We start from the raw sequence: 23,633 nt of genomic DNA on the forward strand, positions 1-23,633 counted from the left end.
CCCGGCTGGCTTGCACAGCCGGGCCTTCCCCCTACCCGGACATTCCACCCGGACCATCCCGAGGAGATCCAATGACGAATCACGTGTCCCGACGCAACATCCTCCGGCTCGGCGCGGCCACGGCCGCCCTGCCCTGGCTGCCGCCGCTCGCCGCCGCGGCAGCGAATGCGGCGGAAGGCCCCGCGGCAACCGCAACCGCCGCAGGCAGGCTCAGTCCCTTCAAACTGTCCGACGTCAGCCTGGGCCCCGGCGTTTTCGCCCGGAAGCGCGAGCTGATCCTGAACTTCGCCCGCGGGTACGACGAACGCCGCTACCTGAACGTCTTCCGCGCCAACGCCGGCCTGCAGCCGGTTCCCGGAGTGGTGCCGCTGCCCGCCGGCGGCTGGGAGGGGCTCGACGGCGAGGCCAACGGCAACCTGCGCGGTCACTTCACCGGCCACCATATGTCGATGCTGGCCCAGGCCTACGCCGGCACGGGGGAGGAGCTGTTCGGCACCAAACTGCGGAACATGGTGGCGTCCCTCCACGAATGCCGGGACGCGCTCTCCCGGGAACCCGCCATCCAGGCCACCGCGGGCCGCCTCGATGGGACCGCCGTCGAGTTCGCCCGGGGCGCCTATCTGTACGGCCAGCTGCCCGCCGGTTCCGTGGACGGCCTGACGGCGATGACTTTCGCCGCGTGGATCCGCCCGACGGCTTCGGCGAACTGGGCGAGGGTCTTCGACTTCGGCAACGACACCAAAACCTACGCCTTCCTCGCGCAGCGGGACGGCGCCGGACTGCCCCGGTTCGCCATCACCCGCAACTTCGCCGGGGGAGAGCAGACGATCGTGGGCGCCGCGCCGCTGCCGGTCAACGAGTGGAGCCACGTTGCCGTCAGCCTCGACGGCCAGGCCGGAACGCTGTACGTCAACGGAAAACAGGCCGGCCGGAACAACGCCCTCACCCTCACCCCGGCCCAGCTGGGAAGCCTGGCCAATGTGTGGCTCGGCCGCTCGCAGTACAACGACCCCGTTTTCGCCGGCACCTACCAGGACGTCAACATCTGGTCCTCCGCGCTCACCGCGGCCCAGCTCGAGGAACTGGCGGCAGCCCCGGCGTCGGGCACCTCGGCAGGGAACGGCGACGTCGTCTCCCTCGCCTGCGGCGAAAGCGGAGGCACCGTGCTGGCCGATGCCTCCGGCAAGGGCCGCAACGCTGCCGTCCGGCGGACCTGGGGCCTGCCCAGCCACCCCGGCTTCCTGGCGGCTTACCCGGAAACCCAGTTCATCGAACTGGAAAGCCGGACCACTCCCGACTATTTCCGCGTCTGGGCTCCCTATTACACAGCCCACAAGATCCTGAAGGGCCTCCTTGACGCCTACGCGGCCACCGCCGAACCACAGGCCCTGGACCTGGCCGCCGGGCTCTGCGACTGGATGCACTCGCGGCTGGGCAAACTCACCCCAGCGGTGCGGCAGCGCATGTGGGGCATCTTCTCCAGCGGCGAGTACGGCGGCGTCGTTGAAGCCATCCTGGAGACGTACGGCCACACCGGCAAGCCCGAGCACCTGGAGCTCGCCAGGTACTTCGACCTCGACTACCTCATCGACGCGTGCGCCCAGAACAAGGACGTGCTCGCCGGCCTGCACGCCAACCAGCACATCCCGATCTTCACCGGCCTGGTGCTCATGCACAACGCCACCGGCGAGGAGCGCTACTTGACGGCGGCCCGCAACTTCTGGGGCATGGTGGTGCCCACCCGCATGTTCAGCATCGGCGGCACCAGCCAGGGCGAGTTCTGGAAGGAACGCGAAAAGATCGCGGCCACCCTGAACACCACCGACGCCGAATCCTGCTGCGCCTACAACATGCTCAAGCTCTCGCGCGAGCTGTTCTTCAGACGGCAGGACCCCGCCTACATGGACTACTACGAGCGGGCGCTGTTCAACCAGGTCCTCGGCTCCAAGCAGGACAAGGAAAGCGCGGAACTGCCGCTGGCCACCTATTTCATCGGCCTGCAGCCCGGCGCCGTCCGCGACTTCACGCCGAAGCAGGGCACCACGTGTTGCGAAGGCACCGGACTGGAATCGGCGACGAAATACCAGGACTCCGTGTACTTCGCCGCGGAGGACGGCAGCGCCCTCTACGTCAACCTCTATATTCCGTCCACCCTGGATTGGACCGCGAAGAACGTCACCGTCACGCAGTCCACCTCCTTCCCCTTCGAACAAAAGACCACTTTGCAGATTGGAGGATCCGGCCGGTTCGAGCTACGGCTGCGGGTCCCGGCCTGGGCCACCGCCGGCTTCACGGTCCGAATCAACGGCGCCCCCGTGACGGCGACGGCGGTGCCCGGCAGCTACCTCGGCCTCGCCCGGACCTGGAAGAACGGGGACACGGTGGACGTCGACATGCCGTTCACGCTCCGCGCCGAGCGGGCACTGGACGACCCCACGGTGCAGAGCCTCATGTACGGGCCGGTGCACCTCGTGGCACGCGACAAGCGCACCGGGCTCCTCCCGTTCGGCCTCTACGGGACCGCCCGGCTCAACGGCGACCTCGCCCCGGCCCTGCGGCCCGTGGCGGGCAAGCCGTTGCACTTCACCCTCGCCGGCGTCGAACTGGCGCCCTTCCTCGAGGGCACCGAGGATGCCTTCCACTCCTACTTCCGCCGGACCGAGCCTTCCGTGGTGATCGGCGGCGTGGACTCCGGGGTGGCCAACCCTGCCCGGGCAAACAACACGACGCTCCTCGACGACGTCTGGCAGGCCGCCCCGTTCGCCAACAAATCCGAACTGCTCCGCCGGGTCGCCCAAGTGACCGACGCCTGGGTTGCCGAAAGCTCCCTCAGCCGCGCGGACGCTGACCGCGTCTGCAGCGCGGCGCAGCGGGCGGTATTCACGACGTCGGCAAGCGAGAAGCGCTGACAGCCCGGCTGGCCCCCTGAGCTTCCTCCCATCAACCCACAGCGGCCTTCGGGTCGCCCGAACGAAAGAGTCCCCATGCTCCCCACACACCCACGGGCCCGCACGGGCCCGGCAATTACGATGGCGGCCGCGCTGGCCGCGTCGGCAGCCCTGGCGCTCGGCGGCCTGGTCGCCGCTGCCCCGGCAAATGCCGCCGTCGACGATGGCCTGGTCCTCAAGTACAACCTCACCGACACCGCCGGGACGGTGGCCCAGGACAGCTCCGGCAACGGACGCGACGGCGTGATCAGCGGCGACGCCACTTCGCTCGGCAGCGAGGGGCTGCGGCTCGGCGGCAGCAACGGCCACGTCAGGCTGCCGAACGACGTCATGCGCGGCCTCGACTCCATCACGGTCTCCACGGACGTGAAGATCGCCGCCGACCAAGGCACGCCCTACTTCATCTGGGGCCTGGGCAACACCAGCAACGGGACAGGCAACGGCTACCTCTTCACCACGGGCAACGCGTACCGGACCTCCATCGCCACCGGCAACTGGTCCACCGAGCAGACCACCAGCGCCAACCGTGACCTCGCCCGCGGCGCCTGGAAGACCATCACTTACACCCTCAGCGGCGGAACCGCGGTCCTCTACGAGGACGGCGCCGAAGTCGCCCGGAAGACCGGCGTCACCATCACGCCGGGCAGCATCGGGGCAGGGACGACGACGGCGAACTACCTCGGGCGCTCCGTCTACAGCGGCGACAAGTACCTCAAGGGCCAGGTCCGCGACTTCCGCATCTACAACCGCGCGCTCTCGGCCGACGAGGTCCGCGAGCTCGGCTACGTTTCCCCGGAACAGCGCGTCGCCCTCGACCTGCAGGAGTTGTCCCTCGGGGACACCAGCGCCGTCACCGCGAACCTCACGCTGCCCGCCAGCGGCCCCAACGGCTCCGCCTACAGCTGGTCCTCCTCCAACCCGGCCATCGTGTCCGCCGACGGCACGGTCACCCGACCGGCCTACCGGAGCGGAAACGCTGCGGTGACCCTCACGGCCACCGCCAGCTCGGGCGGGGCATCGGCGTCGAAATCCTTCGACATCACGGTGCTCGAGGACATCAGCGACGACCAGAAAGTCAGTGAGGCCTCCGTAGCCCTGACCGTGTGGGACGCCGATGCGATCCGTGGAAACATCACCCTTCCCACGGCGGGACTGCACGGCACCACGGTGGAATGGAAGTCGGGCGACGACGCCGTCATCACCGACACGGGCGAAGTCACCCGGCCCGCCTACGGCAGCAAGTCCGCCGTCCTCAACCTCCAGGCCACCGTGAGCTTCGGCAAGGCGAAGGTCCGGAAGAAGTTCCGCGTGACGGTGCTGCCGCTGCCCAAGGCCGAGGCGAAGGAAGGCTACGCCTTCGCGTACTTCACCGGCAACGACCTCGCCGGCGAGAACATCTACCTGGCCGCCAGCCGTGGCAATGACGCCCTGAAATGGGACGAATTGAACGGCGGCAAGCCCGTGCTCACCTCGAGCCTCGGCACCAAGGGCCTGCGCGATCCGTTCGTGATCCGTTCGCCCGAAGGCGACAAGTTCTACCTGATCGCCACCGACCTCTCCATCGGCAGCGGCACCAGCTGGGACGCATCCCAGCGCCAGGGTAGCCGGTACATCGAGGTGTGGGAATCGACCGACCTCGTCAGCTGGTCCGCGCAGCGGCACGTGAAGGTTTCCCCGGACACCGCCGGGAACACTTGGGCGCCGGAGGCGCATTACGACGCCACGATCGGCGCGTATGTCGTGTACTGGGCCTCGAAGATCTACGCCGACAACGATCCCAACCACAGCGGCGGCACCTACAACAAGATGATGTACGCCACCACGCGGGACTTCCGCACCTTCACCGAGGCCAAGGTCTGGAACGATCCCGGCAACTCGGTCATTGATTCCACGGTCATCGAGGAGAACGGCACGTTCTACCGCTTCACCAAGGACGAAGGCCAGGTCTCAGGCTGCCTGGACATCATGCAGGAGAAGTCGGACGATCTCCTGGCGGTAGACCTGCCGGGAAGCAGCCCGCGCAACTGGTCCCTGATGGTGAACTGCATCGGCAAGAAGGCCGGAACCGGCGGAGTTGAGGGGCCCACCGTCTTCAAGTCGAACACGGGTGACAAGTACTACCTGTTCGTCGACGAGTTCGGCGGCCGCGGCTACATCCCGCTGGAAAGCACCAGCCTCGAAAACCCGGACTGGAAGCTCGCCACCAATTACGAACTGCCGCGGGCACCGCGCCACGGCACCGTCCTGCCGGTCACCAAGACCGAGCTGGACCGCCTGCGCAGCCAGCTCGGCTAACGCCACGCAGGCACACGAAAGGCTCCGGCAGAAATGCCGGAGCCTTTCGTTGTCTTGGAAGCGCCTAGTCTTCCGCGACCTCGATGTGGGTCGGGTCCAGGACGCGGCGCAGGAACTCCTGCGTGCGCGGCTGCTGCGGGGCGCCGATGACGCGCTCGGCGACGCCCTCCTCCACCACCACGCCGCCGTCCATGAAGACCACGCGGTCGGCTACTTCGCGGGCGAAGGCCATTTCGTGCGTGACCACGAGCATGGTCATGCCTTCGCGGGCGAGCTTGCGCATGACGGCTAGCACGTCGCCCACCGTTTCAGGGTCGAGCGCCGAGGTGGGCTCGTCGAAGAGCATCAGCTCGGGGTTCATGCTGAGCGCACGGGCGATGGCCACGCGTTGCTGCTGGCCACCGGAGAGCTGGTCCGGGAAGCGCTTGGAGAGATGTCCCAGGCCCACCCGGTCCAGGTTCGCCTGCGCGATCTTGTCCGCCTCGTCCTGGGAGCGCTTGAGCACCTTGGTCTGGGCCACCGTGCAGTTGCGCAGCACATCCAGGTGCGGGAAGAGGTTGAACTGCTGGAACACCATGCCCACTTTGCGGCGCATCTTGTCGATGTCCACGTCGGGGTCCGTGGCCTCGAAGCCGCCCACATGGATGGCGCCATCGTTGGGCTGTTCGAGCAGGTTCACGCAGCGCAGCAGGGTGGACTTGCCGGATCCGGAGGGCCCGATCAGGCAGACGACCTCACCCGGCCGCACATCCAGGCTGATGCCCTTGAGTACTTCGTTGGAGCCGTAGGACTTGCGGAGGTCCTTGATAGACACACCGGCGGCTTTGACCTGGGCCGGGTTGGTGTTTTGTTCGACGTCGTTCATGGTTCCTGCCTATCGCTTGGTCCGCGCGCTGCGGCTTTCGAACTTCCGGGCCAAGAGGCTCAACGGGATGGTGATGACCAAGTAGAGCGCACCCGCAACCAGGAGGGGCGTCAGGCCGGCTCCGAGGCTCGAAATGCCGTCGCGGCCGAACTTGGTGAGTTCATACTGCGAAGCGGTCAGGCCCAGCACGTAGATCAGCGAGGAGTCCTTGGTGAGCAGGATGATCTCGTTGGTCAGCGGCGGCAGGACGATCTTGAATGCCTGGGGGATCACGATAGTCACCATGGCCCGCCACTGCGGCATTCCCAGCGAGCGGGCGGCCTCCGTCTGGCCCTTCGGTACAGCCTGCAGGCCGGCGCGGAGGGTTTCGGCGATGTAGGCCGCGGCCACCATGCCCAGCGACACCATCACGATGATGGTGACGTTCCACTGAACGCCAAACGCCAAGGGAACGCCGTAGCCGAAGGCGATGAAGACCAGAAGGGCCGGGATGCCGCGAAAGAACTCGATGTATCCGGTGGCGATCCAGCGGTAGAGCGGGAAGCTGGAGAGCTTCATGAGGGCCAGCAGCAAACCGCCGGACAAGCCCACTGCGAAGCCCAAAGCCGTGTAGATCAAGGTGTTTAGCAAACCGGTCACCAAGATGCCGGGGAACATCGGGCCGATCTTGCCGAAGTTGAAGACGCTGTTGCCGACGGTCTTCCAGTCCGTGGCCAGAATCAGGGCGGCCACAGCCACGATAAAGATTCCGGCCTGGACATACAGGCTTACTCTGGCGCGTTGACGTGCGGTCATTGCCATGGGGTGCTCACATTCGTAGTGCGTGGCTGAGGCCCCGGACGTACTGGGTTTCAGCGTGTCCGGGGCCCCGGCTGTGTGGTTCTCAGGAGGGCGAAGGCCTCAGTAGCGGGCCCGAAGCGCTCGCTACTTGGAAGCTTCGCCGAACCAGGTGGTTTCGAACTTCTTCAGGCTGCCGTCGTCCGTGAGGCGCTTGAGGGTCGCGTTGACCTTGTCCCCCATGGCGGTGTTGCCTTTCTTGTAGGCGATTCCGAGCTTTTCGCCGCTCGCGTAGTCCTCCACGCGCTTCCAGGCGGAGTTGTCCTTGATGGCGTAGGCGAGAACGGACTGGTTGCCCAGGGCCGCATCAATGGTGCCGGCCTGGATTGCCTGCACCAGGAGACCGGTGTCCTCGAACTGCTGGGCGTCGATCCCCTTTTCGGCCGCGTACTTGGCGCCGGTGGTGGCCTGCTGGACGCCCACCTTCTTGCCTTTGGCGCTGTCAATGTTGGTGATGCCAGAGGCCGTGGTTGCCAGGAGCGTCAGGTCGTCATCCATGTACGGGGTGGAGAAGTCCATGACCGATTTCCGGACGTTCGTGATGGAGATCGACGAGATGGACAGATCGCACTGGGTCAGGGCGGTGCCGGTCTCGATGGCCTCGAAGGAGCTGTCCACGATGCTCAACTCTGCGTTGAGGTCCTTGGCGATTTCCTTCGCGATGTCGATGTCGAAGCCGACGGTCTGGCCGTCCTTTTGGAATTCGAACGGCTCGTAGGGGACGTCCGAACAGACGGTGAGCTTGCCTGCGTTGATCAGGGTGACGCCCCCGGGAGTGCTGGCCGCGGGGGCCGGGGAGCCGCCGCCGCAGGCGGTCAGGGCGAGTGCACCTGCAGCGAGAAGACCTGCTGCCTTCACCTTGGAACTGCCGAGGAACGAACGGGAGATATGCATTTGTTTACCTTTTGTTGCGGGGGACTCGAAGCAAATCGGTCTTTAGTGTAGCGCCGACCGTGAGATGTTCGTCACAGGAAACTAAGTTTCACTATTGGATAACCAAGTCGTGGAAAAATCAAGCCCGCGGGGCCCGCTCAAGTCTGAGATCCCAGATTCAGCGCTCGATGCCGAGGGATTCGAGCATCGGGCGGAACTTCGCCCAGGTTTCGGCAAGCTCGGTTTCCGGCACCGAGCCTTCCACGATCCCGCAGCCGGCGAACATCCGCACCGACGTGGGGGATTCAATGACGGCCCCGCGCAGTGCGATGCCCCATTCCCCGTTGCCCGCGGCATCCAGCCAGCCCACGGGCCCGGCGTACGGTCCGCGGTCCATGTGCTCGAGGCGCCGGATCAGGGCGCCGGCAACCGTGGTCGGCGTGCCGCAGACCGCCGCCGTGGGGTGCAGGGCGTTGATGAGTGCCAGGCAAGTGGGAACGTGCCCTTCGATGTCGGCGAGCTCGGCCTTCACGTCCGAGGCCAGGTGCCACACGTTCGGCAGTTCCAGGATGAACGGTTCGCTGTGCGCGTTCATGGCCTCGGAGAACGGTGCCAGCTGGGTGGTGAGCGACTGGATGGCGATCTCGTGTTCGTGCCGCTGCTTCTCCGAGCCGGCCAGCACCCGCTCGGCGTAGGCCATCGGAGATCCGTCCACGCCCTCGGCATCGCGCCGGTCAAGCGTTCCGGCCAGGACCCTCGCCTGGGCCGTGCGGCCCTCCACCTGGATCAGCATTTCCGGTGTTGCGCCCACCAGGCCGTCCACGCCGTAGGTCCAGCACTCCCGGTAATTGCGGGTGAGTTTCCGCAGCACGCCGGCGGCCCGCACGCCGTCGGGCAGGGTGGCCACGACGTCGCGCGCCAGCACCAGCTTCTCGAGCTTTCCGGCGCGGATTTCGGCGACGCCGTCCGCCACCGCCTGCTTCCAGTCCTCCTCGCTCAGCGAGCCGCTCTTCAAAGTAAAGGACTGCCCGACGGCGGTGCTGCCGCCGTCGGGCGAGTCGAGTCCGGTATCCGGGACGTCAAGCCAGCCGGCCAGGGCGGCGCGCGCGCCCGCCTCGGTGAGTTCGGCGTCGTCGAGGGTCATCTGGGTGAGCCAGGAGCGCCCGTCGCGGATGCCCACCACGATCTCCGGCAGGATCAGGCGGGACTCGAACGGCGAGGTCTTGGAAAAAGCGAAGGTTCCGAAGGCGAGCGGGCCGGTGCCGGGAACGCCCACGCGGTCCTCGATGTCGGCCTCGATCACCATGTGCCGCCACCAGATATCGGCTTCGAGGAAACGCTCAGGGCCGCTGCCGGTGAAGCGGGTCAGCTCGCCGAAGGCCACCAGGCCGTCCTCGCGGCGGGTCCAGCAGAGGGCGTCGTCCCGCACCAGAAACGACGGCAGCCCCCCGGCGGTGGCGTCTTCATCGAGGGGGACTGTCAAGGTGCGGAGCGTGCTCGTCATGATGGAACAACAGTACTCCGGGGATTGTCTGAGACAATTGCTGGGTGAACCGAGCATCCTTGGAAAAGCGTCCGGACGAAGTTGCGACGATGTTTGACGATGTCGCCCCCAAATACGATGTCGTGAACGATGTCCTTTCCATGGGGCAGACCCGGCGCTGGCGCCGTGTGGTCGTCGAAGCCATGGACGTCAGGAAGGGCCAGCGGGTGCTCGATCTCGCCGCCGGAACCGGAACCTCCAGCGAGCCGTACGCGGATGCCGGCGTCGACGTCGTCGCCTGCGATTTCTCCCTCGGAATGCTGAAGGTCGGCAAGCGCCGCCGCCCGGACATCAACTTCGTGGCCGGCGATGCCACCAACCTTCCGTTCGCGGACAACAGCTTTGACGCCACCACCATTTCCTTCGGCCTGCGCAACGTCAACGAACCGCACAAGGCCCTGGCGGAGATGCTGCGCGTGACCAAGCCGGGCGGCCGCCTGGTGATCGCCGAATTCTCCGCCCCCGTGGTGCCGCTGTGGCGCACCATGTACACCGAATACCTGATGCGGGCCCTGCCGGCGATCGCCACCAAGGTCTCCTCCAACCCGGATGCCTACGTCTACCTGGCGGAGTCCATCCGCGCCTGGCCGGACCAGGACCACCTGGCCGCGTGGCTGCAGGAAGCCGGCTGGCAAGATGTCACCTACCGTAACCTCAGCGGCGGCATCGTGGCCGTGCACCGCGCCCAGAAGCCGGCCGCCGGCCACACAGACAGCGTTCCGGTGGCCAAGCTGCGCCGCCAGCTCAAGCCGCGCCGCGCCTCCTAGTTCCGGTTCTCCCGCAGTTTTATCCAAGGACGTTGTGAACGTACTGATTGTTGGCGCCGGACCCGCCGGGTCCACCGCCGCGTATTACCTTGCCCGCGCCGGCGTGGACGTGACCGTGCTGGAGAAGACCAGCTTCCCGCGGGAAAAGGTCTGCGGCGACGGCCTCACCCCGCGTGCCGTCCGTGAAATCCAGAAGCTCGGCCTGCCGCACGCCGAGGCCGATGGCTGGCGCCGCAATAAGGGCCTGCGCCTCATCGCGGGCGGTCGCACCATCGAGTTGCCCTGGCCGGAGGTTTCGGATTTCCCCACCTACGGGCTGATCCGCACCCGGCTCGGCTTCGACGAGGAGCTGGCCAGGCACGCCCAGGCCGCGGGCGCCGTCGTGCTGGAACGGCACAGCGTCACCGAAGCGCTCCGGAACGAGGACGGCCGCGTGATCGGCGCCCGGGCCGCGATCCTTGACGAGTCGGGACGCAAGACGGGCGACACGCGCGACTTCCATGCCGACGTCGTGCTCGCCGCGGACGGCAACTCCACGCGAACGGCAGTGTCGCTGGGCATGCACAAACGCGACGACCGGCCGCTCGGGGTGGCCGTCCGCACCTACTTCACCTCGCCCCGCACGGACGACGACTGGATGGAAGGCTGGCTGGAGCTCCCCGGTAAGTCCGGAAAGCCGCTGCCCGGTTACGGCTGGGTGTTCGGCGTCGGCGACGGCACCTCCAACGTGGGCCTGGGCATCCTGAACTCCTCCAAGGAATTCGGCAAGCTTGACTACAAGCAGGTCCTGCGCGAATGGACCGCCGGCATGCCTGCCGAGTGGGGTTTCACCCCGGAGAACCAGGTGGGGGAGATCCGTGGCGCCGCGCTGCCCATGGGCTTCAACCGCACCCCGCACTACTCGCCCGGGCTCCTGCTGTTGGGCGACGCCGGCGGCATGGTGTCCCCGTTCAACGGCGAAGGCATCTCCTACGCCATGGAGTCCGCGCGCTTCGCCGCGGAGTTCATCATCGACGCTTCCTCGCGTTCTGTGGCCGCCGCCGGAAAGTACGACGCCGATGCGCACCTGGCGCGGTACGCGGACTATGTGCGGGAGCAGTGGGGGTCGCACTTCACCTTGGGCCGGGCGTTTGCCGCGCTGATCGGCAAGCCCGCCGTCATGAAGCTCGCGCTGCGGACCGGTATGCCCTTGCCGCTGCTCATGCGCTTCGTGGTGCGTATGCTGGCCAACCTCACCGATTCCTCCGCCAAGGGCCTCGAAGACCGGGTGATCCGGGTCCTCGAAGGCCTGGTGCCGGCCACGTCCAACATGACTCCTGCTGCCGCCCGTGCTTCTGCAACGCCGCGCGGCGGCACCGAATCAGCGGTTTCCGCTGCGAAAAGTTAGGGTTAAGCCTGTGACTCACTCTGCCGAACACAGCTGGACGCATGCCGGGCACGGACTGCCCGACACTGCGGAACCCGCTCCCAACACCACCGCGATCGCCACGGGACTGCAGCTCCCCGCCGGATTCGCCGCCATCGCCGCCGACGCCGAGCTGGGCCCTGCCATCACCACCAACCTCGCCCGCGTGGAGAAGCAGTTGCGCGAGGCGATCGCCAACTCGGACCCGCTGGCGGACGCAACGTCGCGTCACCTGGTGGAAGCCGGCGGCAAGCGCATACGACCGCTGCTCACCCTGCTGTGCGCGCACCTGGGCGACGCCTCCCGGCCCGAAGTGGTGCAGGCCGCCGTCGTCGTTGAACTGACCCACCTGGCCACGCTCTACCACGACGACGTGATGGACTCGGCCCCGTTCCGCCGCGGCGCACCCACTGCGCACGAAGTGTGGGGGAACTCCGTGGCGATCCTCACCGGCGACCTCATCTTCGCCCGCGCCTCGATCCTGGTGTCCGAGCTGGGTTCCCGTGCCTTGGGCATCCAAGCCCGCACCTTCGAACGCCTGTGCCTGGGCCAGTTGCACGAGACCGTCGGCCCGCGTGAGGACGAAGACGCCGTGGCACACTACCTGTCCGTCATCGCCGACAAGACCGGCTCCCTCGTGGCCGCGTCCGGCCAGCTCGGCGCCATCTTCGCAGGTGCCGACGAGGCGTTCGAGGACGTCCTGGTGGAGTACGGCGAGAAGGTGGGCGTGGCCTTCCAGCTGGCCGACGACGTCATCGACGTCACCGGCGTCAAGGTCAAGTCCGGCAAGTCCCCGGGCACCGACCTGCGCGAAGGTGTGCCGACCCTGCCCGTGCTCCTGCTCCGTAAGGCAGCAGCCAACGGCGACCAGTCCGCCGTCGAACTCCTGGAACTGGTGGACGGTGACCTGTCCTCGGACGAGGCACTGGCCGAGGCCGTTGCCGGGCTGCGCGAGCACTCCGTCACCGCCGAGTCCTGGGTGATTGCCCGCCAGTGGGCCGCCGAAGCCGTCGCCGCCCTGGCGCCGCTGCCCGAGGGTGTGGTGAAGGATTCCCTGACCAACTTCGCGCACGCCGTGGTGGAGCGCAGCAGCTAACTCTTTCTTGTGGCACCCAACTGACTCGCAGTTGTTGTCGTTTTCAGCACCCAGAACGACCACAACTGTCAGTCAGTTGGGTGTTTCTGCTTAGCGGGTTAAACGGAATGACCCCGGCTTCCCGCAACGCTACGAGTCAAACGTTGCGCGAAACCGGGGCCATAATCTCCGTTCGCATCAGACCCACCGGAGGCATTTAGTGAATCCGTGAAACAGCTTATGACAACTTTGTCATGAACGCAACCTTGGCGGTCAACTCTCATTTCCTGCGTCGGGAACGGGCCCGCAAGCCGTGAGACAAGGTCAGGAAGGCCGGTCCGTTATCCACATAAGGATCCCGGCCCGCCCAAACCGCTGCTCCGACTGGTGAAGTCGTCGTATGGACCTCGTTCAATTTGTCTGCAGGCGGGGCGGAGTGGCCAGGACGGCGCAGCTCCGAAAGGCCGGATTTTCCAAGGGGGACCTCTCGAAGGGCCTCCAGGACGGCCGGCTAAACCTCATCCGCAGGGGCGTTTTTGCCGTCGAGGACCCGGACCGGGCGATTCTTGCCGCGGTGCAGGCGAACGCGAAACTGACCTGCATTTCGGCAAGCCCTTTTTACGGACTGTGGAGCCTCCGGGAGCCCGGAACGCTCCACCTGAGCTGCGGCAACGGTCTTCCCAAGCCAAGCGTCGTGGACCATTCGGCATGCACCCATCCCGTCCACCCCTACTTGCCGGTGGCGGGGTTGGCGGACGTGCTTCTCCATGCCCTGCGGTGCCTGCCTGAGCTTGAGGCCCTCGTGATGGTGCAATCCGCTGTCAGCCAAGGCGGCATCACGGTGGATTTCCTGCGGCGGAAGCTTCCCGGGAACCGCAACGGTGCCGCCCGCTCAGTGCTGGAGCTCGTGATTCCGCGGGCGGATTCTTTGACGGAGGTCTTGGCCCGCACGCACTTCCTCCGGGCGGGCCACTTGGAGCCGCGGCAGGTGAAGAAGGACCAGCGGCGCAACAACGCGGCGCTCAGAGTTGGCTTGTTGCCACTCCGCTTCTATTACGACGACGTCGTGCACCATCCGGAGCGGATGGTCGCCCAGGTGCTCGCTGTCCTTCGCCGCAGGGAATCGGGAGGATTCGGTCCCGGGCAGCCCTCACCGTTCCTTCCTGACCCTGATTGACACGCAAAAGGCCGCGACACGCCGCCAGAGAGGCGTATCGCGGCCCTTGCAGGGTTCAAAGAGGGTCAGGAAGGCCGGCAGGTCCGGGACCCGAAGAATCCGAAGACCCCGAAGCCCCCTTAGTCCTCGTCGCTGAAGGCCCAGTCGAACATGTCGAACACGAACTCGGAGAACGTCCCGTCTTCGCTCTTCCACTGCCCGCGGACGTTGTTCCGGCGCCACACGATGGGGTCCGGGACGCTGAGGTCGGATACGCGGAAGCCCCAGGTGAAGCGCTCTTCTTCGTCCTCGAGGAACATGAGGAAGCCTTCGTCGTCCACTTCGAGTTCCTCGGGGTCCCAGAAGTAGTGGTAGGCCTCCATGAGGTCTTCGCAGCCGCCGAGGGCGAGGTAGAACTCGCGCAGCACCAGCGGGATGGTGAACGTGTGGGCGGAAAGCGCCTCGTCCAGTTCGGCCGTGGTGAGGCCGTCCTCTTCCTGCCATTCGTCCTCGAGATACTTCGGAACAAGCGCACGGAACTTCTCGAGGAACATGTCAGTCATGGCCTCCATCCTAGCCAATCAGGGGCGCCGGAATTTCTTCCGTTCGCGGACCCGGACCTTGGTGCCGTGGGCCGTCCGGTACCAGCCGCGCACCGCCAACGGCGCCCGCCAGCTCCAGCGCCACGCAGCCACCCGGAACAGGAACACTGCCGCTGCCACGAGGGCCGCGGTGGTCCCGTTGAAGGTGCCGCTGTGCCACAGCCACGTGGTCAGCCCCGCGCCGAGGAAGGCGGGCAGCGCGTAGAGGTCGCGGTCGTTGAAGAGCGAGGGGACTTCGTTGGCGGTGATGTCCCGCAACACCCCGCCGCCCACCGCCGTCGTCACGCCCAGCAGGATGGCCGCCACCGGGTTCATCCCGGCGGCCAGGGCCTTGATGGTACCGGTGATGCAGAAGAGGGCCAGCCCGCCGGCGTCGAACAGGGTCAGCAGGGAGGTGAAACGCTGGACGCTGAAGAACAGGAAGTACACCAGCCCGGCGGCGAGCACGGGCAGCAGCAGGTATACGGGATTGCTGAAGGCCGCCGGAATCCCGGAGCCGATGATGATGTCGCGGATCACCCCGCCGCCCAGCGCCACGAGGCCGGCCAGCATGAGCGAGCCGATGATGTCGAACTGCTTGCGGGCGGCCAGCAGGGAGCCCGATACGGCGAAGAAGAACACACCCGCCAGATCCAGCCACACCAGGGCCAGGTCGAAGCTGAACACGCGCGGGTCTCCTCGTGGGTCGTGGATTGTCATCATGGCGGACAAGTACTGACCCAACGTTACGCTGGGGGCATGAGCAATCCCGTCCTGATCGCCTGTGCCCACGGAACCCGCAACGCCGACGGCCAGGCAGCCATCCGCCAGGTCCTCGCCGAGATCGAGGCGCTGCGCCCGGGGCTGCAGGTGGTCGAGGCTTACGTGGACGTCCAGGAACCGGAACTGTCCGCGGTGGTGGCGGGCCTGCCGGAGGGGACTGCCGCCGTCGTCGTCCCGCTGCTTCTGGGCACCGGCTACCACGTGAAGGTGGACATTCCCAAGGCGATCAAGGCCCGTCCGGAGGTCACGGCGGCACCGCCGCTGGGCCCGGATCCGCGGCTGGCGGAACTGCTTGCCGAGCGCCTGCGCGAGGCCGGGCTGCGCGAGGACGACGGCGTGCTGCTGGCCGCCGCGGGATCCTCCCTGGCTGATGGCTCCGTCGATTCCGAGGAGCAGGCGCGGCTGCTGGCCGGGCTGCTGCCGAACAAGGTGCGCGTCGCCTACGGTGCCAGTGCCGAACCGAAGGTGCCCGACGGCGTCGCGGCCCTGCGTGCCGAACTCGCCGAAGCCGGCCCGGACGGGGGAGCGGGCCGGGTGGTCGTGTCGTCCTACCTGCTCGCCACCGGGTACTTCCACGACCAGCTTTTCAAGGCGGAGGCCGACGTTGTTACGGCACCGGTGCTGCCGTCCCCGGTGCTCGCGGAGATTGCGCTGGAACGCTACGACGCCGCCGTCGCGCTCCTGCCCTAACGCCGCGAAAATGCAAGACCCGGGGCGGGTTCGTGACGAAATATTTCCCTAGGTGACTTAGCGTTTCCGGGCCTTTGTGACGCAATTCCGGCCACCCCTACAGTCGATGCATGACTGATACTGCTCTAGCCGGAGCGTCCGCGGACCAGGCTGCTCCGAAGCGCCCGGCCCGCCCGTCCCGCCCTGCCGCAAAACCCCATGGCCAGTGGAAGGTAGACGGCACCACGCCGCTCAACGCCAACGAAACCTGGAAGCAGGAAGACAACGGGCTGAACGTCCGCGAGCGTATCGAGTCCGTCTACTCCAAGAACGGCTTCGACTCGATCGACGGCACCGATCTGCACGGCCGCTTCCGCTGGTGGGGCCTCTACACCCAGCGCAAGCCCGGGATCGACGGCGGCAAGACCGCCACGCTCGAACCGCACGAGCTCGAAGACAAGTACTTCATGCTGCGCGTCCGCATCGACGGCGGTGCCCTTACCACCGAGCAGCTGCGCGTCATCGGCGAAATCTCCGTGGACTTCGCCCGCGACTCCGCGGACCTCACGGACCGCCAGAACGTCCAGCTGCACTGGATCCGGGTGGAGGACGTCCCGGAAATCTGGCGCCGCCTCGAAGCCGTGGGCCTGTCCACCACCGAAGCCTGCGGCGACGTGCCCCGCGTCATCCTCGGCTCCCCTGTGGCCGGCATCGCCAAGGACGAGATCATCGACCCCACGCCGCTGATCCACGAGCTCTCCGAGCGCTTCATCGGCGACCCGGAACTGGCCAACCTGCCGCGCAAGTACAAGACCGCCATCACCGGCCACCCGTCCCAGGACGTGGTCCACGAGATCAACGACTTCGCCCTGGTGGGCGTGGTGCACCCCGAACTCGGCGCCGGCTACGACCTCTGGGTGGGTGGCGGCCTGTCCACCAACCCGCGCCTGGCCGAGCGCCTGGGCGTGTTCGTCTCCGCCGAGGTTGCCGCCGAAGTCTGGCTGGGCGTCACCAGTATCTTCCGCGACTACGGCTACCGCCGCATGCGCACCAAGGCCCGCCTGAAGTTCCTCATGAACGACTGGGGTCCGGCCAAGTTCCGCGAGATCCTCGAAAACGAATACCTCGGCTTCAAGCTTCCGGACGGCCCCGCCGCGCCCAAGCCTTCCGCCCCCGGTGACCACGTGGGCATCCACGAACAGAAGGACGGCAAGTTCTTCATCGGCGTCACCCCCACGGTTGGCCGAGTTTCCGGTTCGATCCTGGTGAAGCTCGCCGACACTCTGGAAGCCCACGGCTCCAAGCGCCTGCACACCACCCCGCACCAGAAGCTCGTGGTGCTGGACGTGGAGAAGGACCAGGTGGAGCCGCTCGTGGCCGAACTGGACACCCTGGGCCTCTCCGCCCGCCCGTCCCTGTTCCGCCGCGGCACCATCGCCTGCACGGGCATCGAGTTCTGCAAGCTGGCCATCGTGGAAACCAAGGCCACGGCCGCCACCGCGATCGCCGAGTTGGAGACCCGCCTGGCGGACCTCGTGGAGAGCAAGCAGCTTCCGCAGGCCCTGACCCTGCACATCAACGGCTGCCCCAACTCCTGCGCCCGCATCCAGACGGCGGACATCGGCCTAAAGGGCATGATGCTGCCGACTCCCGACGGCGACCCGACCCCCGGCTTCCAGGTGCACCTGGGCGGCGGCCTGGCCAACAACGACCGCGCCGAGGCAGGCCTCGGCCGCACCGTCCGCGGCCTGAAGGTCACCGCCGAGGACCTGCCCGACTACGTCGAGCGCGTCGTCCGGAAGTTCGTGGCCGTGGGCGCCGAAGGCCAGACCTTCGCCGAATGGGCACACTCTGCCGATGAAGGAGACCTCCAGTGACTGATCCCCAGCCGCTCCCCAACCTCGCAAGCTCGGCCGGGGACCCCAGCGGCCGTGGGCCCTCTCGGCGATCCGTCGAGGACCTCAAGGCGCTGGCCGAAGCCGGTTCCGAGGAACTGGGCTGGAACGCCTCGGCGCAGGACATCATCGCGTGGGTGGCCCGCAACTTCGAGCTGCCCGCCGTCGCCGTCGCCTGCTCCATGGCCGACGCCGTCCTGCCGGCGCTCGTGGCGGACCAGATTCCCGGCGTCGAGGTGCTGTTCCTCGAAACCGGCTACCACTTCCCGGAGACCTACGCCACGCGTGACGAGGTCGCCGCGAACCTGCGGGTGAACGTGGTGGACGTCCTGCCGGAGAACACCGTGGAACAGCAGGACCGGCTCCTGGGCAAGGACCTCTTCGCCCGCGACCCCGCCCAGTGCTGCGCCCTCCGCAAGGTCCAGCCGCTGCGCCGTTCGCTGGCCGGCTACGAGGTCTGGTTCACCGGCGTGCGCCGCGACGAAGGCCCCACCCGGACCAACACCCCGGTTGTCACCTGGGATGAGTCCTTCGGCCTGGTCAAGGTGAACCCGATGGTCGACTGGACCTTCGACGAACTGGTCCAGTACTCCGAGGACAACATCCTTCCCGTCAACCCCCTCCTGAGCCAGGGCTACCCGTCCATCGGATGCCAGCCCTGCACCCGGAAGGTGGCCCCGGGCGAAGACCCCCGCGCCGGCCGCTGGTCAGGAACCGACAAGACAGAATGCGGACTACACACATGAGCACGTACACAACCGAGGAGCCCACGCAGGTGACCGACGCCGCAGTTTCCACGTCGACCCGACTGTCATCCCTGGACACGCTCGAGTCCGAGGCCATCCACATCATCCGTGAGGTCGTGGCCGAGTTCGAGCGCCCCGCGCTGCTGTTCTCCGGCGGCAAGGACTCCGTGGTGATGCTGCACCTGGCCACCAAGGCCTTCTGGCCCGGCAAGGTGCCGTTCCCGGTGCTGCACGTGGACACCGGCCACAACTTCCCGGAGGTCATCGACTTCCGCGACCGCACCGTGGAGCGCTTGGGCCTGAAGCTCGTGGTCGGCTCCGTCCAGGAGTTCATCGACCGCGGCGAACTCGCCGAACGCGCCGACGGAACCCGCAACCCGCTGCAGACCGTGCCGCTGCTTGACGCAATCCAGCGCAACAAGTTCGACGCCGTCTTCGGCGGCGGCCGCCGCGACGAGGACAAGGCCCGCGCCAAGGAGCGCATCCTGTCCCTGCGCGACGAGTTCGGCCAGTGGGACCCGCGCAACCAGCGCCCCGAGCTGTGGAACCTGTACAACGGCCGCCACACCGTGGGCCAGCACGTCCGGGCCTTCCCCATCAGCAACTGGACCGAGCTGGACATCTGGCGCTACATCGAGCGTGAGAACATCGAGCTCCCCAGCCTGTACTACGCCCACGAGCGCGAAGTCTTCGCCCGCGACGGCATGTGGCGTGCGGTGGGCGAGGTGTCCTTGCCGCTGCCGCACGAAGAGGTCATCACCAAGACCGTCCGCTACCGCACGGTGGGCGACATGTCCTGCACCGGTGCGGTCGAATCCGACGCCTACACCGTGGCCGACGTCGTTGTTGAAGTCGCCGCCTCCACCCTGACCGAACGTGGCGCCACCCGCGCAGATGACCGCATCTCCGAGGCCGCCATGGAAGACCGCAAGAAGGACGGCTACTTCTGATGAGCACCGAAACCGCACTGATTGAAAGCGGCCTGCGCGAATCCACGCTGTTCCGCTTCGCCACCGCCGGATCCGTCGACGACGGCAAGTCCACCCTGGTGGGCCGCCTCCTGCACGACTCCAAGGCGATCCTCGCCGACCAGCTCGACGCCGTCGCCCGCACCTCCGCGGACCGCGGCTTCGGCGGCGACAAGGGTGGCATCGACCTCGCCCTGCTGACCGACGGCCTGCGGGCCGAGCGAGAGCAGGGCATCACCATCGACGTCGCGTACCGCTACTTCGCCACGGACCGCCGCAGCTTCATCCTGGCGGACTGCCCGGGCCACGTGCAGTACACCAAGAACACGGTGACCGGCGCGTCCACCGCGGATGCCGTCGTCGTGCTCATCGACGCCCGTAAGGGTGTCCTGGAGCAGACCCGCCGCCACCTGTCCGTGCTGCAGCTGCTGCGCGTCGCCCACGTCATCGTGGCCGTCAACAAGATCGACCTCGTGGACTTCAGCGAGGACGTGTTCCGCGCCATCGAGGCCGACGTCCAGCAGGTGGCCCGCGACCTGGGCATCGGCGCCGACGGCATCAGCGATGTGCTGGTGGTTCCGGTCTCCGCGCTCGACGGCGACAACGTAGTGGACCGCTCGGACCGCACCCCCTGGTACACCGGCCCGGCCCTCCTCGAGGTCCTCGAGACGCTTCCGGCCGCCGATGAGCTGGAAAGCCACCTGGAAAGCTTCCGCTTCCCGGTGCAGCTGGTCATCCGTCCTCAGGGTGCCTTGGCTCCGGACGCCGTGGCCGGCGGGCTCGACGTCGAGGCGTACCGCGACTACCGCGCCTACGCCGGGCAGATCACCGAGGGTTCGGTGAAGGTCGGCGACCAGGTCACCGTGCTGAGCCCGGGCCACGAACCCCGGAACACCACCGTCACCGGGATCGACTTCGCGGGCCGGGAACTCCAGGAAGCCGCGGCACCGCAGTCCGTGGCAATCCGCCTGGCCGAGGAGATCGACATCGCGCGCGGCGACACGATCGCCGCCGCAGGCACGGTCGCGGACAGCACCGCCGACCTGTACGCGTCACTGTGCTGGCTGTCGCCAAAGCCGCTGCGCGAAGGTGCCAAGGTGCTCGTGAAGCACGGTACCCGCACGGTCCAGGCCCTGGTGCGCAACGTCAGCGGCAAGCTGGACCTGGGCACTTTCAACGTCGAGGAAACCTCCACCCTGGAGCTCAACGACATCGGACACGCCCAACTCCGCCTGGCCGCGCCCCTGCCGGTGGAAAATTACCTGCATCACCGCCGCACGGGTGCGTTCCTGGTGATCGACCCGCTCGATGGCAACACCCTGGCCGCCGGCCTGGTGAAGGACCACCCGGGCGACCACGAAGACGAGCGCTACGTCATCTGAGGTTTGTGCGCCCTTAGCGGCGCCGCCTGCAACCGCAGCCTGTCCGCGAAGCCGGAACCTCAAGGTTCCCGGCTGCGGATGGGCTGCGGTTTTTCGTCCCTTGACGCGCAGACATCCGATGTTTATGCTCGACTGACGATCGCAGTCTGACGCCGAACCATCGGGGAGCCAGTGCAGGAAAATACGAACCCGGAGGGCGCCCGGCCGTTGCGGCTGGGCGCCAACTACACGCCAAGCCGCGGCTGGTTCCACAGCTGGCAGGACTTCGACGCCGACGAGGTCCGCCGGGACCTCGAATCGATCGCGAAGCTCGGCCTCGACCACATCCGCGTGTTCCCGCTGTGGCCCGACCTCCAGCCCAGCCGCACCCTGATCCGGCACAAGGCCGTGGCGGACGTCGGCACCGTGGTGGACGTGGCGGCCGAGTTCGGCCTGGACGCCAGCGTCGACGTGCTGCAGGGGCACCTGTCCAGCTTCGACTTCCTGCCGGCCTGGCTCGCCACCTGGCACCGGCGCCCGGCGGAACCCACCAGCATTCCTTCGACGACTCGGCCCTGTTCAACGAGGACATGCCCTTCACTCCGCGGCATGCGGCTACCCTGGGCGACCTCAGCACCGTGCACTCCTGGGTGTTCGGCGGTGCCGGCCAGCGCTACGGCGAACGCCACCCGGGCCGCCCGGTCTGGGTGCAGGAAGTCGGCGCTCCGGCCCCGTGGGTCGCCGCCGGGGACGCGGCGGACTTCGCCGCCGCCACGGTGCGCCACCTCGCTGGCAACCCGAACCTGTGGGGCATCACCTGGTGGTGCTCGCATGACGTCAGCCGGGACCTCGCCGACTTCCCGGAACTCGAATACTCGCTGGGCCTGCTGGACAGCAGCCGCAAGCCCAAGCCCGCCGGGCTCGCCCTTGCCGAACTCATCGGCGAGCTGCGCGCCGCGCCGCCCGCCGCCGTCGTACGCAGGAACGCCATGGTGATCGCGCTCGACGACGAACAGAGCACCGCCGGGCGCAGCCGTTACGCCGTCACGGGGGAGTTCTTCGATACTTGGCTGCAGGCCGCCGTCGGGGGTGAACCGCCGGCGCTGGTGCTCGAAAGCCACGCCGCGGACCCCGCCTACCTCGCCGCCCGCGGCATCACGGACATCATCGGCACCTCTTCCCGAACCCTTCGAAAGTGAACCCCATGCACCACATCAAAGGCACCCCCGCGCAACTCGCCTGGCAGGCCGACCGGATGGGCGTCTTCTTCCACTTCGGCATCAACACCTTCCACGGCAAGGAATGGAGCGACGGGACGCTGCCGGCGTCGTCCTTCAACCCCGAGCAGTTGGACGCCGAACAATGGGTCCGCACCGCGCGGGAAGCCGGCGCTAAGTACGTTGTGCTCACCGCGAAGCACCACGACGGTTTCTGCCTGTGGCCCACCGCGCTCTCGGAGTACTCGGTGGCGTCGTCACCGTGGAAGGACGGCAAGGGCGATGTCGTGGCGGAGGTGGCCGCCGCGTGCCGGAAATACGGCATGAAGCTGGGCCTCTACCTCTCGCCCTGGGACCGTAACGCCGAGTCCTACGCCGACTCCAAGGCCTACGACGAGTTCTACCTCGGCCAGCTGCGCGAGCTCTGCAGCAACTACGGGGAACTGCATGAACTGTGGTTCGACGGCGCCGGCTCCGAGGGCCATGAATACGACTGGGCGCGGATCGCGGCCTTGATCGAGGAACTGCAGCCCGGCGCCATGGTCTTCAACATGGGCCAGCCGACCATCCGCTGGGTAGGCAACGAGGATGGCCTGGCCGCAGACCCGGTGGAGTACGTCGTGGAACAGACCGACTTTTCCAACTACACCGTGGTCACCACCAAGCTGGAAGAGGCCCTGTACCTGCCCCCGGAATGCGACGTCTCGATCCGCCGCGGCTGGTTCTGGCAGCCGGACGAGGAGCCCAAGACGCTCGAGCACCTCCTGGCCATCTACTACCGCTCGGTGGGCCTCGGCGCGAACCTGCTCCTGAACCTGCCGCCGGACACCCGCGGGCTCCTGCCCGAGGAGGACGTGCAGCGCGTGCGGGAGTTCGGCGCCGAGATCGGCCGCCGCTTCGGCACGCCGTTGCCGGCGTCGCTCCGGGAACTGGGGGAGGGGCGCTGGGAGGCGGACTTCGGGCGGCCCGTCACCATCGACCACCTGCTGCTCGCCGAGGATCTCCGCGAGGGCCAGCGCGTGCGCGGGCACCGGATCAGTGATACCGACGACGGCGGCCTGCTGGCTTCCGGAGGGACGGTTGGCTCCCAGCGCATCCACGCCTTTCCCGCCGTCACCGTCCGGCGGCTCACCGTTGAGCTGGACTCCGGGGAAGGTCACGACGGCGCCCGGCTGGCCGCCGTCGACGGGTTCATCACCGGGGCCGAAAGCGTTCCGGAGGTCGCCTACCTGGCCCCCACCACCTACCCCGAGGACCACTGAATCCCGGTGCGGTTTCGGTGCTGACCAACATTCCGGTATGTGACGCCGGATGAAGTTGCGTGACCCCGGGTTTCCACGCCGTTGAACGGCAAACAGGCCAGTCCCTACTGTGAATCCATGACCATGACGGACTGGTCCTTGCACGCCTTCCCAAGGCGATGTTGCGGGACCTGATATTTCAGCCCCGCCCGCAGCATCCCCAAAGGAATCCCAATGTCACAAACCCCCGGCTCTCCGAGGCCCAGCACCCAGGATCCCGGCATGGTCCGCATCGTTGCCGGTGAGAGCAACAAGCCCAGTGCCGGGCGCGGCCTGAAGGTGGGCATCGCCGTCGGCCTGGCCCTGCTGATCGGGGCAGGTGCCGCGGTCGCGTCCGCGGTGGCCCGG

The 23,633-nt window shown here is 67.3% G+C and carries 19 protein-coding genes; 13 read left to right on the plus strand and 6 right to left on the minus strand.

Annotated elements, in window-relative coordinates; genetic code table 11:
• Positions 1-71 precede the first annotated feature (71 nt).
• Both D3654_RS09445 and D3654_RS09450 read left to right on the plus strand, forming a co-directional pair.
• Positions 72-2,909: a beta-L-arabinofuranosidase domain-containing protein gene (locus D3654_RS09445; protein ID WP_120521249.1), complete on the plus strand. Its 2,838-nt coding sequence runs from the start codon at positions 72-74 to the stop codon at positions 2,907-2,909.
• A 75-nt stretch (positions 2,910-2,984) separates the two neighbouring features.
• The gene (locus tag D3654_RS09450; protein WP_120521250.1) at positions 2,985-5,243 is read left to right on the plus strand and encodes an immunoglobulin-like domain-containing protein; all 2,259 of its coding nucleotides are present in this window, start codon (positions 2,985-2,987) and stop codon (positions 5,241-5,243) included.
• A 64-nt stretch (positions 5,244-5,307) separates the two neighbouring features.
• Here the strand turns inward: D3654_RS09450 and D3654_RS09455 are convergent, their stop codons facing one another.
• From D3654_RS09455 to D3654_RS09470, 4 genes are all read right to left on the minus strand, one after another.
• Complete coding sequence (locus tag D3654_RS09455) at positions 5,308-6,108, minus strand: amino acid ABC transporter ATP-binding protein (RefSeq protein ID WP_120521251.1); 801 nt, start codon at positions 6,106-6,108, stop codon at positions 5,308-5,310.
• Between the two features lie 9 nt (positions 6,109-6,117).
• A complete protein-coding gene (locus tag D3654_RS09460; protein ID WP_120521252.1) occupies positions 6,118-6,909 on the minus strand; it encodes an amino acid ABC transporter permease in 792 nt (263 codons plus the stop codon).
• A 123-nt stretch (positions 6,910-7,032) separates the two neighbouring features.
• Positions 7,033-7,839: an ABC transporter substrate-binding protein gene (locus D3654_RS09465; RefSeq protein ID WP_120521253.1), complete on the minus strand. Its 807-nt coding sequence runs from the start codon at positions 7,837-7,839 to the stop codon at positions 7,033-7,035.
• 157 nt (positions 7,840-7,996) lie between these two features.
• Entirely contained in the window at positions 7,997-9,322 is a 1,326-nt protein-coding gene (locus D3654_RS09470; protein WP_120521254.1) for an isochorismate synthase, read from the minus strand.
• Positions 9,323-9,366: 44 nt separating this feature from the next.
• On the opposite strand from D3654_RS09470, the gene D3654_RS09475 reads away from it, so the two are divergent.
• The 4 genes from D3654_RS09475 to D3654_RS09490 all read left to right on the plus strand — a co-directional run bounded on the left by D3654_RS09475 (position 9,367) and on the right by D3654_RS09490 (position 13,785).
• Entirely contained in the window at positions 9,367-10,128 is a 762-nt protein-coding gene (locus tag D3654_RS09475; protein WP_120521255.1) for a demethylmenaquinone methyltransferase, read from the plus strand.
• A gap of 34 nt (positions 10,129-10,162) precedes the next feature.
• The gene (locus tag D3654_RS09480) at positions 10,163-11,515 is read left to right on the plus strand and encodes a geranylgeranyl reductase family protein (protein ID WP_120521256.1); all 1,353 of its coding nucleotides are present in this window, start codon (positions 10,163-10,165) and stop codon (positions 11,513-11,515) included.
• Positions 11,516-11,525: 10 nt separating this feature from the next.
• On the plus strand, positions 11,526-12,629 hold the full coding sequence (locus D3654_RS09485) for a polyprenyl synthetase family protein (RefSeq protein WP_120521257.1): 1,104 nt from the start codon (positions 11,526-11,528) through the stop codon (positions 12,627-12,629).
• A 415-nt stretch (positions 12,630-13,044) separates the two neighbouring features.
• Entirely contained in the window at positions 13,045-13,785 is a 741-nt protein-coding gene (locus D3654_RS09490; RefSeq protein ID WP_425359401.1) for a hypothetical protein, read from the plus strand.
• A gap of 119 nt (positions 13,786-13,904) precedes the next feature.
• On the opposite strand, the gene D3654_RS09495 is transcribed toward D3654_RS09490, so the two are convergent.
• Together D3654_RS09495 and D3654_RS09500 are read right to left on the minus strand one after the other, a co-directional pair.
• Positions 13,905-14,327 carry a hypothetical protein gene (locus D3654_RS09495; protein WP_120521267.1) on the minus strand — a complete coding sequence of 141 codons (423 nt, stop codon included), beginning with the start codon at positions 14,325-14,327 and terminating at the stop codon, positions 13,905-13,907.
• A gap of 18 nt (positions 14,328-14,345) precedes the next feature.
• Positions 14,346-15,032, minus strand: a complete 687-nt coding sequence (locus D3654_RS09500) for a trimeric intracellular cation channel family protein (RefSeq protein WP_120521259.1) — start codon at positions 15,030-15,032, stop codon at positions 14,346-14,348.
• 72 nt (positions 15,033-15,104) lie between these two features.
• On the opposite strand from D3654_RS09500, the gene D3654_RS09505 reads away from it, so the two are divergent.
• From D3654_RS09505 to D3654_RS09535, 7 genes are all read left to right on the plus strand, one after another.
• Positions 15,105-15,818: a sirohydrochlorin chelatase gene (locus tag D3654_RS09505; RefSeq protein WP_120521260.1), complete on the plus strand. Its 714-nt coding sequence runs from the start codon at positions 15,105-15,107 to the stop codon at positions 15,816-15,818.
• A gap of 110 nt (positions 15,819-15,928) precedes the next feature.
• Positions 15,929-17,674, plus strand: a complete 1,746-nt coding sequence (locus D3654_RS09510; RefSeq protein WP_120521261.1) for a nitrite/sulfite reductase — start codon at positions 15,929-15,931, stop codon at positions 17,672-17,674.
• A complete protein-coding gene (locus tag D3654_RS09515; RefSeq protein WP_120521262.1) occupies positions 17,671-18,438 on the plus strand; it encodes a phosphoadenylyl-sulfate reductase in 768 nt (255 codons plus the stop codon). The genes D3654_RS09510 and D3654_RS09515 overlap by 4 nt, the downstream gene beginning before the upstream one ends.
• Positions 18,435-19,388 carry a sulfate adenylyltransferase subunit CysD gene (gene cysD, locus D3654_RS09520; protein WP_120521263.1) on the plus strand — a complete coding sequence of 318 codons (954 nt, stop codon included), beginning with the start codon at positions 18,435-18,437 and terminating at the stop codon, positions 19,386-19,388. The genes D3654_RS09515 and cysD overlap by 4 nt, the downstream gene beginning before the upstream one ends.
• Entirely contained in the window at positions 19,388-20,788 is a 1,401-nt protein-coding gene (locus D3654_RS09525) for a sulfate adenylyltransferase subunit 1 (protein ID WP_120521264.1), read from the plus strand. The genes cysD and D3654_RS09525 overlap by 1 nt, the downstream gene beginning before the upstream one ends.
• Before the next feature lie 569 nt (positions 20,789-21,357).
• Positions 21,358-21,966, plus strand: a complete 609-nt coding sequence (locus D3654_RS20780) for a glycoside hydrolase 5 family protein (RefSeq protein WP_245413164.1) — start codon at positions 21,358-21,360, stop codon at positions 21,964-21,966.
• Positions 21,967-21,971: 5 nt separating this feature from the next.
• A complete protein-coding gene (locus tag D3654_RS09535; protein WP_120521265.1) occupies positions 21,972-23,246 on the plus strand; it encodes an alpha-L-fucosidase in 1,275 nt (424 codons plus the stop codon).
• The last annotated feature ends 387 nt before the right edge of the window (positions 23,247-23,633 follow it).

Source organism: Arthrobacter celericrescens (genome assembly GCF_003614925.1).
Lineage (GTDB): Bacteria > Actinomycetota > Actinomycetes > Actinomycetales > Micrococcaceae > Arthrobacter > Arthrobacter celericrescens.

Bases quoted from the DNA above. Each gene is read 5' to 3' on its own strand.
- cysD (WP_120521263.1), top strand. From the start codon at position 18,435: ATGAGCACGTACACAACCGAGGAGCCCACGCAGGTGACCGACGCCGCA.
- D3654_RS09495 (WP_120521267.1), bottom strand. From the start codon at position 14,327: ATGACTGACATGTTCCTCGAGAAGTTCCGTGCGCTTGTTCCGAAGTAT.
- D3654_RS09445 (WP_120521249.1), top strand. From the start codon at position 72: ATGACGAATCACGTGTCCCGACGCAACATCCTCCGGCTCGGCGCGGCC.
- D3654_RS09465 (WP_120521253.1), bottom strand. From the start codon at position 7,839: ATGCATATCTCCCGTTCGTTCCTCGGCAGTTCCAAGGTGAAGGCAGCA.
- D3654_RS09505 (WP_120521260.1), top strand. From the start codon at position 15,105: ATGAGCAATCCCGTCCTGATCGCCTGTGCCCACGGAACCCGCAACGCC.
- D3654_RS09510 (WP_120521261.1), top strand. From the start codon at position 15,929: ATGACTGATACTGCTCTAGCCGGAGCGTCCGCGGACCAGGCTGCTCCG.
- D3654_RS09535 (WP_120521265.1), top strand. From the start codon at position 21,972: ATGCACCACATCAAAGGCACCCCCGCGCAACTCGCCTGGCAGGCCGAC.
- D3654_RS09450 (WP_120521250.1), top strand. From the start codon at position 2,985: ATGCTCCCCACACACCCACGGGCCCGCACGGGCCCGGCAATTACGATG.
- D3654_RS20780 (WP_245413164.1), top strand. From the start codon at position 21,358: ATGCCCTTCACTCCGCGGCATGCGGCTACCCTGGGCGACCTCAGCACC.
- D3654_RS09525 (WP_120521264.1), top strand. From the start codon at position 19,388: ATGAGCACCGAAACCGCACTGATTGAAAGCGGCCTGCGCGAATCCACG.
- D3654_RS09455 (WP_120521251.1), bottom strand. From the start codon at position 6,108: ATGAACGACGTCGAACAAAACACCAACCCGGCCCAGGTCAAAGCCGCC.
- D3654_RS09460 (WP_120521252.1), bottom strand. From the start codon at position 6,909: ATGGCAATGACCGCACGTCAACGCGCCAGAGTAAGCCTGTATGTCCAG.
- D3654_RS09470 (WP_120521254.1), bottom strand. From the start codon at position 9,322: ATGACGAGCACGCTCCGCACCTTGACAGTCCCCCTCGATGAAGACGCC.